We start from the raw sequence: 10,783 nt of genomic DNA, 5'->3' as shown, positions 1-10,783 counted from the left end.
GCCGGGGGCGATAATCGCCCCCGGACCCCCGTATTAATGAACGAATGAAACAGAACTGGAATAAAATTCCTGCCATGACCGCCCGTTATGCCCATCTGGCAGATGATCCCGTCAAGGTGGCCGCTGACCACGTATCGGGGCACATTGCCGCTGCATTGGATGGCAAACCTACGGCAGAGGTGATACCTTTGAACAGGGTCAAGATCCACGCCAACCAGGGAGGTTGAACCATGCTGGCCATTGAGCTTTCACCCGACATGGAAGAGATGATGGAATCGGTCTCCAGGGAGACCGGGAAATCCATGAAAGAGTTGGTCCGGGAGGCACTGGACCGCTTTCTGGAGGAATGGGAAGACCGGCATGACGCCATCGTTGCCGAAAGAGTCCAGGTGGCTTACCTGAAAAGTCCGGGAAGTTTCGCGACCATGGATGACGTTCTGGAGGAGGCGGGCCTTTCCAGGGATGACCTGAGATGACCTATGCGGTTGTTTGGGACCATGCTGCCAAGAAGCAGGTTCTCAGGCTGGACCAGGATATTCGGCGCCGCATCCTTCAGAAAGTGGTTTCTCTGGAAGCCATGCCCCGTCCACCGGGAGCTTTGAAGCTGGAAGGGTCGGTCGATGTGTGGCGTATACGTGTTGGCGATTACCGCATCCTCTACACCATCGAGGACGACAAACTGATTGTCCTGGTGGTCAAGATCGGGCATCGGCGTGAAATCTACCGCTGACCCCACCGAAGACCGGGTCAGCCGCGACGGCGGGAAATGGAACCACCACCTTGGCTCAAACACCAGCAATGGAAATCCTGGGGGTTATTTGCCGCTTAACCGGATGCCACGCTTGGCGGGCCTGCATGATTCTTTCAGGATTTCTTCTTTTTAAGAATTGATTGGCGGGCACCATGCCGGGGCCGATTGGTCGGGTACTGATTTGGGTACTGGAAGCGGGGAATTTTCCCCTGATGGGTACCATGTGATTGCTGGACCAAAAAGGGGTTAGACCGAAGATGGCCTAACCCCTTGATTTTTTGATGGTGGGCGGCACAGGGTTTGAACCTGTGACCCCTGCCGTGTGAAGGCAGTGCTCTCCCGCTGAGCTAGCCGCCCGTGGAGATGCGCTCTTTGCAACGCACCCCGCATGAGAGCTTCGAATTATAGGCGAAGTTTGCTAGAGTGGGAAGGGATTTGTTCCTCTCCCGGCAACAACGACCTCACAGGCAGCCCGCCATGAAGCCGATCAACCCCTCCTCTCCCGTGGTAACCCTTCTCGAATACTGGGAAAGTTGCGGGATTTCCCATCTCACGGCGGACGATCCCCAGGATTGGACGGTCTCGGAACCCGCACCGTCTGCGCAGGTGAGCAAACCCCTGCGAGCCGCCCCCGTAGCCATGGTTCCCCCTTCGGGCCCCGTCCGAAACGCCCCGACGGCGAGACCGTCGGCCTCCATTTCCGTCCCCCAACCCGTTCTGGCCAATCAAACGACTATGACCACCACCCGTCGCCTCTCCGATGCCGAAAAGGTGCAGGAACTCGATCGCCTTCGTCAGGAGGTGCTGCCCTGCCAACGCTGTGCCCTCTCCGCCAGCCGTATTCAGACCGTCTTCGGCGTGGGTGATCCCACCGCGCGGGTGGTCTTCGTCGGCGAGGCGCCGGGAGCGGAAGAGGACAAACGGGGCGAACCCTTCGTCGGACAGGCGGGAAAGCTGCTGGATCGCATGCTCGCCTCCATCGGTCTCGACCGCGGTCAGATCTATATCGCCAACGTCCTCAAGTGCCGCCCCCCGGCCAATCGCAATCCCGCACCGGAAGAGGTCGCCCTCTGTCAGGGCTTTCTTTTCCGGCAACTGGAGATCATTCAGCCGGTCATTCTCTTCGCACTGGGACGCTTCGCCATCGAAAGCCTGCTGGGCCATACCGGTCCCATCGGCGCGGCGCGCAATCGCAGCGCCGCCTGGCGAGGCATTCCCGTGGTGGCCAGCTATCATCCCGCCTTTTATCTGCGCCAATCCAGCCGCAAAAAAGACGCCTGGGACGACCTGCAACGACTGGAAGAACTCATGACTGAACATTCTTTTTAATATTTTGCCTTTAAGAAAGCAAAAAAAGGAAATGTTCTATCCTTTGACTTTTCGGAAACTATTGAGGCCCCTGCACAGAGCGGCATGATCGTGTCAACGGCGAAAGAAAGAGTCCCAGGGCGCTGCCCTGGACCCGTCGGGGGGGATAATCCCCCCCGAACCCCCGTATATCTGAAAGGATACACTTTTCCTTAACAGGATAACGGACAAGGTCAAAGGATAGAACATTTCCTTTTTTTGCTACTTTAAAGGCAACATATTGAACGTCAGGGGATTGTGTTGTTTCGTCAGGAACCGGGAAAGCCCCCTCTCCCATTGGGACAGACGAGCCTCCAGAACCGGCCAGAGGAGATATCGCAGGCGATACCAGCCCAGCCCCAGCCATTCGTGGGTGGCCAGCATCATTTTTTCGCCGGTCATCATCCGCGGCCACAACAGCGAGAGATAATCCCACTCCTGCCCCACCATGAATTCCGTCGGCACGGCAACCACCTCGAACCCCGCCTCTTCGAAACACCAACGCGCCCGCAGCATATGATAGGCCTGGGTCACCAGCAGAATCCGGCCCACACCGTGCGGTTCAAGCATCCGTTTGGAAAAGACGGCATTTTCCCAGGTGTTGCGACTCTTCCCCTCCTGCCAGCGAACCGGAACCTGAAAATCGCCTTCCAGGGTCTTGGCCATCAGAGCGGCTTCGGAAACAGGCTCGTCCATGGGACTGCCCCCGGACAAGAGGACAGGAAGAGCGGTGCGACGGTAAAGATGGGCCGCCATATGAATCCGGGTCAGGGAGGAGTGGTTGACCACATCGTCCTCATCGTATTCCCGAGCCGCCGGACGACGCCCTCCCCCCAGCACCACGATGGCATCGGCTTCGACACTCTGCAGCGCCTCCGTGGACAGAGCGGCAAACGGGGCCTCCAGCGGAGCCAGCAACAATACGCCCGGCAGAGGGATGGTCAACAGGTAGAGAACGAAGAGGGAACCCCCCAGAAGCGCAGCTCCCAATCCTGGCCGCATCCAGCGGAGGGAAGCCCCCCAGAAGGCCCCGGCCACCCAGGGCCAGGGGGTCAGCAGAAATCGCTCCAGAAGCAGATGAACCAACCAGGTCATCGCTCCTCCTCGCGGGAGGCGCGGCAGGCTTTGGCCCGAGGATGGGCGGCATCGTAGATCCGGGCCAGACTGGCCAGCTCCAGATGGGTGTACCGCTGCGTGGTGGAGAGGGCGGCATGACCCATCATCTCCTGAATGGAACGCAGATCAGCCCCTCCCCGCAACAGATGCGTGGCGAAAGCGTGGCGCAGGGCATGTGGCGTCAGGGAAGCCGGCATCTCCAGCTTCTCCCGCCACTCCTCCAGCAAACGTTGCGCCTCCCGGGGGGACATGGGCTGACCCCGTTGACCCAGAAACCAGAATCCCGCACCCGCCTGATCCGGCCAGAAGGCATCGCGAAGCTTCCGGTATGCGCTCAAAGCGGCCAGGGCCGGCGGGCCGACGGGAACGATGCGCTCCTTGCCCCCTTTGCCCAATACCCGCACCGTCTGGGCGGAGACATCCACATCGCCGAAACGCAGGCGACACAGCTCGCCGATGCGCAATCCGGCGCTGTAAAGCAACTCCAGCATGGCGATGTTGCGATGGGAACGCACCTTCAACCAAGCCTTCTCCGATGACGCGCCATTTTCGCGAGGGGCAAGACTCTCCAGCAGAAAGGCGGTCTGCTCCTCGCCGGGAGCGCGCGGCAGACGCTGGGGCACCCGTGGCGTGGCCACCAGCGTGGCGGGATTGCCGGTGACGATCCCTTCCCGCTCCAGAAAGCGGAACCAACTGCGAAGGGAGGCGATGCGCCGCTGCATGGTGGCTTTGGAAACCTGTTGCCGATGGCACCAGCCCAGAAAACCGCGCAGATGCTCCGGGGTCACCCGGGTCCACTGGGCCTCCTCGAAGGTTTCGCCCTCACGGGATGACCAGAATGCCCGGTACAGATCCATATCGCGGCGGTAGGCCGCCACGGTATGTGCCGAATAACGCCGCTCCGTGGCCAGATGACGGGCGAAGGCCTCTTCCCAGCTGCCCTCTGCGGGTTCGGCTCTCATTTCAGCACATTGTGCAGGCACAGGGCGAGAATCTCGGCCAGATTTTCCAGCAGATCCGTGGAATAGCCGGGCAGAAAACGGCTGGGCACCGAGCCGCCCAGATTCAGGCTGCCGATCATGCGCAACGGACCCGAAAAGACCGGCGGACCCGCAAAGAGCGGAACCAGGGCCTCGGAGCGGATGTCCCCCGCCACCGCGCCGAAGAAGCGCTCCCGATTGGCGCCCTCCTGACCGACGCGGATCAGCACTTTCGGGGACTCGCCGAAGGCCTGTTTCACGGTCTCCTGATCCAGCAGGAAAAGCCGCTGGGCCAGGGCCTCGGGAACCTGGCTGCCCAGCAGGGCGCCCGGACTGTCCATCCCGTTCGACAGGGCCAGCGTCACCCGATGGATGGCAAATATCCGTTCCATGTCATGACACACCGTGTTCACCAGCTCCCCGAGATCGGGCGCGGTGATCATGCGCATTTCCAGATGATGAAAATTATTGTAAATCTCTTCGTTGCGCCGAATCTGTTCCAGCAGGTGATCGAGATGCTTGCGACAGCCGCTCAACTCCTTTTCCATGCTGGCCAGTCGGGCATCGCCGAGCTGATGCACCTTTGCCGACGCCTCTCCCCGCGCGGCCAGTAAATCGGGATGACGCGACAGAAAATCCGGATTGGCTTCCAGCCAAACCCGCACATCCGCTTCCTGGATGGATGGCGTATTGCTCATCTTCGTGCTTCCTTTTCGGGAGTCTCCGGTTGACCATCAAACGCTGTCCGCTCCGCCATATTCTGGCCGGAGGGGCTCATCCACCAAGATAATGCAAAGATCATACCGGCCAGAACAAAGCCATTTTATCCGCCGATTATCGAAACACCTTGCCATGGAGCCCATATATTAGCTATAGCTAATGCGCTGATCTTTGGATATCATTGGAGCTTGATCTGAATCAAGAAAGACCCCCGGATCCGGACCAAAGCATTCCCGGGAAGCGTTGGCTGGGCGAGGACTGTGAGGACATCTGGATCAATTTCTAGATATTGCCGAGGTTTTCCGTGGGATGTGAATTCGACGAAGCCAGTATCGAAAAGGTGGCCCGCTGCATGAAGGCCCTGGCCCACCCCCTGCGGCTCAAGGTCATCGTGGCCCTCAACACCCAGGAACTGAGCGTACAGGCCCTGGTGGACGCCGTGGGCACCACCCAGTCCAATGTCTCCCAGCATCTGACCATCATGCGGGACAAGAACATCCTGGAATCGCGCCGCGTGGCCAATCAGGTCTTTTATCGGGTGGGGGACTGCAAGGTGCTCGATCTGGTCAGCTTGACCAAAAAGGTCTTTTGCCAGGGCGAAAAAAACGACCACGGCGTCCCCGAAAAACCAGGCTGAAGCGCCTCTTCCCGGAAGGGGAGAGACTTCTCCCCTTCCGGTCCACACTATTTGCGGCTGACGCCATGCCCGTGGGTCGCCAGATGGCGCTCCGCTTCCAGGGCCGCCATACATCCCGTTCCCGCCGCAGTGATGGCCTGGCGATAGATCTTGTCCTGCACATCCCCCGCCGCGAAGACACCCGGAATGTTGGTCGAGGTCGAACCGGGCTTGGTGAGAATGTAGCCGGTCTCATCCAACTGCAACTGGCCTTCGAAAAGGTCGGTGTTGGGTTTGTGCCCGATGGCCACAAAGGCTCCGGTCACCGCAAGTTCCTTGATCTCCCCGCTTTTGACATCCCGCAGACGCAGCCCCTTCAATCCTCCCGAGGCCGGATCGCCCTCGAAAGAGTCCACCGCCACGTTCCAAACGGGAGTCACCTTTTCATTGGCAAACAGATGCTCCTGCATGATACGCTCGGCACGCAACTGGTCGCGGCGGTGCACCAGATAGACACGGGTGGCGAAGTTGGTCAAAAAGATGGCTTCCTCGACGGCGGTATCCCCGCCTCCGATGACGGCGATATCCTGTCCCCGGAAAAAGAAACCGTCGCAGGTGGCGCAGGCCGAAACCCCGAAGCCCCGCAAACGGGTTTCCGATTCCAAACCGAGCCAACGCGCCGAAGCCCCGGTGGCGATGATCAAAGCGTCACAGGTGAAGGTGTCGCCGCTGTCTCCTTCCAACCGGAAGGGCGTCCGGGTCAATTCCGCCTTGAGGATGGTATCGAAAACCACCTGGGTGCCGAAGCGTTCCGCCTGGGTCTGCATGCGCTGCATCAGATCGGGCCCTTGAACGCCTTCGGGAAAGCCCGGAAAATTGTCCACATCGGTGGTGGTGACGAGCTGACCACCCGGCTGCATGCCCTGGATGAGCAACGGGGCCAGATTGGCGCGACCGGCATAGATGGCGGCGGTATATCCGGCAGGCCCGGAACCGAGAACAATCAGGGGATGGTGGGTCTCTTTGGCCATGGTATCTCTCTCCTGGGGGCATTGCATGACAGCAAAATCGTGTCGTTCGGCCTTGGGGGTATACCATTTTTTCAGGATTTTGATAAGTAAAAAGGAGACATGCCATGGGATTGCTGCTGTTCAACAGCATGACCCGGAAAAAGGAGGCCTTCGAGCCCCGGCTGCCCGGAAAGACGGGCATCTATGTATGCGGCGTCACGGTTTATGATTATTGTCACATAGGCCATGCCCGGGTCATGGTGGTTTTCGACGTGGTGGTGCGCCATCTGCGGGCCATGGGGCTGGAGGTCACCTATGTGCGCAACTTCACCGACATCGACGACAAGATCATCGCCCGCGCCCAACAGAACGGGGAATCCTGGGAAGCGCTGACCCGTCGTTTCATCGGCGCTTTTCAGGAGGATATGGCGGCTCTGGCCGTACTGCCCGCCGATGTGGAGCCCCTGGCCACCGCCCACGTGGCCGAGATGCAGAGCCTGATCTCCCGGCTGCTGGACAACCGGCTGGCCTATGTCACCGAGGGTGGGGATGTCTATTTCGCCGTGGATCGCTTCCAGCCGTATGGGGCCCTCTCCGGCAAACCCCTGGATGAGCTGCAGTCCGGAGCCCGTGTCGGTGTGGATGAACAAAAGGCCAATCCCCTCGACTTCGCCCTGTGGAAAAGCGCCAAACCGGGCGAACCCACCTGGCAGAGCCCCTGGGGGCCCGGCAGACCGGGCTGGCACATCGAGTGTTCCGCCATGAGCACCCGTTATCTCGGGGAGAGCTTCGACATCCACGGCGGAGGCATGGATCTGATCTTCCCCCATCACGAGAACGAGATCGCCCAGTCCCAGGGCGCGGCGGGGCAGGCCCCGGTGCGCTACTGGATGCACAACGGCTTCGTCAACGTGGTCAGTTCCGAAGGGGAGCGGGAGAAGATGTCCAAGAGCCTGGGCAACTTCCGCACCATTCGGGAGTTGCTGCAGGAGCATCCCGGCGAGGTGTTGCGCTACTTCATCCTCAACAGCCACTATCGCCATCCCCTGGATTTCAGCAACAGCCTGCTGGAAGGGGCCAAAGCGGCCCTCGACCGTTTGTACACCGTGCTGCGTCAGGGGGAGGAGCGACTGCAAAGCGCCCCCGACGGGGAAGCCGATCCCGGACGCCTGCAGGAATTTCAGGGCTGTCGGGAGCGTTTCGTAGCCGCCATGGACGACGATTTCAACACCCCCAAGGCGTTGGCGGTGCTGTTCGAACTGGGCAAAGCCCTCAACAGCCTCGACGGGGCCTCGCGGCGGACGGGGGAGGAAGGGTTGGCCCTGATGCGCGAATTGGGATTGCGGCTGGGACTGCTTCAGGCCGAACCGGAACGGTGGTTTCAAGGCCCGTCGGCGGACAACGCGGAGATCGAAGCCTTGATCGATCAGCGCAACCAAGCGCGACGGACCCGGCAGTTCGCCGAGGCGGATCGCCTGCGGGATGCCTTGCTGGCCATGGGTGTCGTTCTGGAGGACTCCAAGCAGGGCACCACCTGGAGGCGAAACTGAGTGAACGGGCCGACACGTCTGACCGGAGGCTTTCACGCCGTGGCCGCCGCTCTGCGGAACGGTGCGGCGGGCATCGAATATCTGGCGGTGGATCGCAACCGTCTGGACAAACGCATGGAGGGGCTGCTGCAACTGGCCCGCACCATGCGGGTCAAGATCCGCCTGGTGGAGCGGGCGGAGCTGGATGAACTGGGACAGGGGCTGACCCACCAGGGGGTGGTGTTGCTGGCCAGCCCCCGCATCACCCCGCAATGGGACGATTTCCTGCCCCTCTTGAAAGAACAGCCTCATCCGCTGCTGCTGCTTCTGGATCAGGTGGAGGATCCCCGCAACCTGGGCGCCATCCTGCGTTCCGCAGAGGTCTTCGGCGTCTCCGGCGTGGTGGTGCCGCGCATGCACTCCGCCCCTCTCGGCCCCGGCGCGGAAAAAGCCGCCGCCGGCGCGGCCAGCCTGGTGGATCTCTTCAAGGTGAGCAATCTGGCGCGCACCATGGAAGAGCTGAAGGAGGCGGGTTTTCAGATCATCGGGCTGGCCGAGGAAGGCAGCACCTCTTTGCCCCGGAGCGACCTCTCCGGCCCCCTGGCCCTGGTTCTCGGCAACGAGGAACGGGGTCTGCGTCGCCTGACCCGGGAACATTGCGACACTCTGGTCTCCATTCCCAACCAGGGGCGTATGGCCTCGTTGAACGTTTCGGTTGCCGCCGGTATCGTTCTGTATGAAGTAATGCGCCAACGACTGGCGCCACGCTGACCAAAGGAAATAAAGATGGTGCGCATTTCGATGTTGATCGTATTATTCCCCACCCTGGTCTGGTCCGAATCGGGTCTGGCCATCCCCGTCGTGCCCTTGCAACAAGCCCCCGTCATCGATGGGGACTGGAACGACTGGAAGTCCGCCCGGTTGTCTCCAAAGGTTGTCCCGCTGGAAACCTCCTCCCTCGGCCAGGATGCGGAAGCCGAAAACGCCACCGAGGAGAAATCCTGGCAACCCATCCTGCAGGTCCAGGCCGGTCTTTTCGGCACGCGCTTCTATCTGGCGGCCCAATGGACGGACAGTGTGGCCAATACGCAGTACAAGCCCCTGAAAAAGATGGGCAGCGGCTATCGTCGGGGGCTCAACAAGGACGATATGTTCGCCATCCGTTTTCCCATAAGCGGTGATTTCGCCAAATGCATGATCTCCCGGCGCACCTATGCCACCGATCTCTGGATCTGGAGCGCAGGGCGCTCCAACCTGGTCGGTCGCGCCGAGGATCTGACCCATCGTTTTTCGCCGCAACGCCTCGATCCGGCCCAGGAATACGCCAGCCCGTATGGCACGATCTATATTCAGAAGCTGCCGGACGAGGGACAGCGCGGCTGGGCCTACACGCCCGATCCCAAGGAGCCCGGCCCCGAAATCATTCCGGGGGTGATCGTGCAGGGAGAACCCTCCGGCAGCCGGGCCGATGTCCAGGCCAAAGGCAGTTGGAAGGATGGGTTCTGGACCCTGGAAATATCCCGGGAACTGAAAACCCCGGACCCCAACGATGTGGTCTTTCCGACCCGGGGTGAAGTGATTGGTCAGATTGCCCTGTTCAACGCCGAATATACTCTGCGCAAACGCATCAGCGAGCCCTTGCACTTCGTTTTTCCCGGTGTTCCGTAATGTCTCCGTCACGACAAGGAAGAACCATGACCCGCTTCTCACGGATAATCTCTCTCCTCGTCGGCTTGATCCCGGTTCTGATTTCAGCCCCGGCCTTCCCCGAGGCGCTTTCCGACCCGACATCGGCCTCCCGGCAAGCCAACTCCCAGATGGACGAAATGCTCTTCCGCATCTCCATGTTCCATCACGAAGCCCGCAGCAGCCTGCTCTCCTCCCTCGATCTGCCGTTTTTCCAGGACTACTTCGCGCTGCCGGAATCCCGGAAGCTGGCGCGTGACAGCAACCATATGCCGCTCTTTTCTAAAATGCAGCAGGAGTTGCGGCATCATATGGAATCCTGGGCCGTGCGTCTGCACCGCCGTTTTCCCATCGCCGAAACCTGTCTGGTGGACCACGAGGGGCAGGAACATCTGCGAGTGGTGGGCGACAAGGCGGAAGCCGCTTACCTCTTTTCGGATCACGAACAGGGCGCTCCCTTCTTCGAACCCGCCTTCAGACTGCCCAAAGGGGCGGTCCACCTCTCCAAACCCTACATGTCCGCCGACTCCCTGATGTGGGTCGTGGCTTTCGTCTCGCCCGTCGTTCTCCCCGGCGGGCAGATTCCGGGATTCCTGCATTTCGAAGTGCCCCTCTCCTACTATCAGGAACTGGTTATGACCAAGGATCTGCCTTTCCGGGCCGACCGGGAGGTCCGGCCAAACAAGGACGAAGAGGGACGCTACTTCATTCTGGACGAAAACGGACTGCTCCTGGCCGACAGCGGGCAGGTAATCGAGCTGCGCCTCAAGGAGGAGCGCAATCCCCGTTCTCACGAGGACCTGCCCGATTACCTCCCTCCTGAAAAATTGGAAACCTATCTGCCGCCCCTGACCTCGATTCAGTCGGATCCCGTTTTTCTGCAAGCCGTGGCCCAGGGCCGCGGCAAGCTGGCGGGAGAAACGGTCTTTTCCATCGGGAAAGCCCGTTACATACTGGTCTATCGCATGGTTCCGGACCGCCCCTGGATCCTGTTCCACCTTGACCCGATCCTCTCACCCTGAGTCCGG

The 10,783-nt window shown here is 60.6% G+C and carries 13 protein-coding genes and 1 tRNA gene; 9 read left to right on the top strand and 5 right to left on the bottom strand.

What is annotated here, in order from left to right; translation table 11 throughout:
* Window positions 1-44 precede the first annotated feature (44 nt).
* Genes HQL56_02940 through HQL56_02930 form a run of 3 tightly spaced genes read left to right on the top strand, consistent with a single transcriptional unit; the run spans window position 45 to window position 730 of the window.
* Entirely contained in the window at window positions 45-227 is a 183-nt protein-coding gene (locus HQL56_02940) for a hypothetical protein (GenBank protein MBF0308474.1), read from the top strand.
* A 3-nt stretch (window positions 228-230) separates the two neighbouring features.
* Window positions 231-476, top strand: a complete 246-nt coding sequence (locus tag HQL56_02935; GenBank protein MBF0308473.1) for a hypothetical protein — start codon at window positions 231-233, stop codon at window positions 474-476.
* Window positions 473-730, top strand: coding sequence for a type II toxin-antitoxin system RelE/ParE family toxin (locus HQL56_02930; protein ID MBF0308472.1), 258 nt, complete (start codon window positions 473-475; stop codon window positions 728-730). The genes HQL56_02935 and HQL56_02930 overlap by 4 nt, the downstream gene beginning before the upstream one ends.
* A gap of 303 nt (window positions 731-1,033) precedes the next feature.
* On the opposite strand, the gene HQL56_02925 is transcribed toward HQL56_02930, so the two are convergent.
* A tRNA-Val gene (locus HQL56_02925) sits at window positions 1,034-1,108 on the bottom strand.
* A gap of 282 nt (window positions 1,109-1,390) precedes the next feature.
* On the opposite strand from HQL56_02925, the gene HQL56_02920 reads away from it, so the two are divergent.
* Window positions 1,391-2,080, top strand: a complete 690-nt coding sequence (locus HQL56_02920) for a uracil-DNA glycosylase (protein MBF0308471.1) — start codon at window positions 1,391-1,393, stop codon at window positions 2,078-2,080.
* 240 nt (window positions 2,081-2,320) lie between these two features.
* Here HQL56_02920 and HQL56_02915 read toward each other — a convergent pair whose 3' ends face one another.
* The 3 genes from HQL56_02915 to HQL56_02905 are packed head-to-tail and all read right to left on the bottom strand — an operon-like array spanning window position 2,321 to window position 4,892.
* On the bottom strand, window positions 2,321-3,193 hold the full coding sequence (locus HQL56_02915; GenBank protein MBF0308470.1) for a YdcF family protein: 873 nt from the start codon (window positions 3,191-3,193) through the stop codon (window positions 2,321-2,323).
* Window positions 3,190-4,176 (bottom strand): tyrosine recombinase XerC, encoded by a 987-nt coding sequence (locus tag HQL56_02910; GenBank protein ID MBF0308469.1) that lies wholly within the window; start codon window positions 4,174-4,176, stop codon window positions 3,190-3,192. The genes HQL56_02915 and HQL56_02910 overlap by 4 nt, the downstream gene beginning before the upstream one ends.
* Window positions 4,173-4,892: a DUF484 family protein gene (locus HQL56_02905; GenBank protein MBF0308468.1), complete on the bottom strand. Its 720-nt coding sequence runs from the start codon at window positions 4,890-4,892 to the stop codon at window positions 4,173-4,175. Before HQL56_02905 ends, HQL56_02910 begins: the two co-directional genes overlap by 4 nt.
* Before the next feature lie 374 nt (window positions 4,893-5,266).
* Between HQL56_02905 and HQL56_02900 the strand changes: the two genes are divergently transcribed.
* The gene (locus HQL56_02900) at window positions 5,267-5,551 is read left to right on the top strand and encodes a winged helix-turn-helix transcriptional regulator (protein ID MBF0308467.1); all 285 of its coding nucleotides are present in this window, start codon (window positions 5,267-5,269) and stop codon (window positions 5,549-5,551) included.
* 47 nt (window positions 5,552-5,598) lie between these two features.
* On the opposite strand, the gene trxB is transcribed toward HQL56_02900, so the two are convergent.
* Window positions 5,599-6,561, bottom strand: coding sequence for a thioredoxin-disulfide reductase (gene trxB / locus HQL56_02895; GenBank protein MBF0308466.1), 963 nt, complete (start codon window positions 6,559-6,561; stop codon window positions 5,599-5,601).
* Window positions 6,562-6,665: 104 nt separating this feature from the next.
* Between trxB and HQL56_02890 the strand changes: the two genes are divergently transcribed.
* From HQL56_02890 to HQL56_02875, 4 genes are read left to right on the top strand one after another with little or no spacing between them, the layout of a single operon-like run.
* Complete coding sequence (locus tag HQL56_02890; protein ID MBF0308465.1) at window positions 6,666-8,090, top strand: cysteine--tRNA ligase; 1,425 nt, start codon at window positions 6,666-6,668, stop codon at window positions 8,088-8,090.
* Window positions 8,091-8,840, top strand: a complete 750-nt coding sequence (rlmB, locus tag HQL56_02885; protein MBF0308464.1) for a 23S rRNA (guanosine(2251)-2'-O)-methyltransferase RlmB — start codon at window positions 8,091-8,093, stop codon at window positions 8,838-8,840.
* 15 nt (window positions 8,841-8,855) lie between these two features.
* Window positions 8,856-9,737, top strand: coding sequence for a hypothetical protein (locus HQL56_02880; GenBank protein ID MBF0308463.1), 882 nt, complete (start codon window positions 8,856-8,858; stop codon window positions 9,735-9,737).
* Between the two features lie 26 nt (window positions 9,738-9,763).
* Complete coding sequence (locus HQL56_02875) at window positions 9,764-10,777, top strand: cache domain-containing protein (protein MBF0308462.1); 1,014 nt, start codon at window positions 9,764-9,766, stop codon at window positions 10,775-10,777.
* Window positions 10,778-10,783 lie beyond the last annotated feature (6 nt).

This window comes from Magnetococcales bacterium (assembly GCA_015231925.1).
GTDB lineage: Bacteria > Pseudomonadota > Magnetococcia > Magnetococcales > JADGAQ01 > JADGAQ01.
The sequence above is the reverse complement of the archived record's forward strand: the minus strand, read 5'-3'. Positions and strand labels throughout refer to the sequence as shown.

Excerpts from the sequence above, each read along its gene's own strand:
- HQL56_02940 (MBF0308474.1), top strand. The coding sequence starts at position 45 with ATGAAACAGAACTGGAATAAAATTCCTGCCATGACCGCCCGTTATGCC.
- HQL56_02935 (MBF0308473.1), top strand. The coding sequence starts at position 231 with ATGCTGGCCATTGAGCTTTCACCCGACATGGAAGAGATGATGGAATCG.
- HQL56_02930 (MBF0308472.1), top strand. The coding sequence starts at position 473 with ATGACCTATGCGGTTGTTTGGGACCATGCTGCCAAGAAGCAGGTTCTC.
- HQL56_02920 (MBF0308471.1), top strand. The coding sequence starts at position 1,391 with ATGGTTCCCCCTTCGGGCCCCGTCCGAAACGCCCCGACGGCGAGACCG.
- HQL56_02915 (MBF0308470.1), bottom strand. The coding sequence starts at position 3,193 with ATGACCTGGTTGGTTCATCTGCTTCTGGAGCGATTTCTGCTGACCCCC.
- HQL56_02910 (MBF0308469.1), bottom strand. The coding sequence starts at position 4,176 with ATGAGAGCCGAACCCGCAGAGGGCAGCTGGGAAGAGGCCTTCGCCCGT.
- HQL56_02905 (MBF0308468.1), bottom strand. The coding sequence starts at position 4,892 with ATGAGCAATACGCCATCCATCCAGGAAGCGGATGTGCGGGTTTGGCTG.
- HQL56_02900 (MBF0308467.1), top strand. The coding sequence starts at position 5,267 with ATGAAGGCCCTGGCCCACCCCCTGCGGCTCAAGGTCATCGTGGCCCTC.
- trxB (MBF0308466.1), bottom strand. The coding sequence starts at position 6,561 with ATGGCCAAAGAGACCCACCATCCCCTGATTGTTCTCGGTTCCGGGCCT.
- HQL56_02890 (MBF0308465.1), top strand. The coding sequence starts at position 6,666 with ATGGGATTGCTGCTGTTCAACAGCATGACCCGGAAAAAGGAGGCCTTC.
- HQL56_02880 (MBF0308463.1), top strand. The coding sequence starts at position 8,856 with ATGGTGCGCATTTCGATGTTGATCGTATTATTCCCCACCCTGGTCTGG.
- HQL56_02875 (MBF0308462.1), top strand. The coding sequence starts at position 9,764 with ATGACCCGCTTCTCACGGATAATCTCTCTCCTCGTCGGCTTGATCCCG.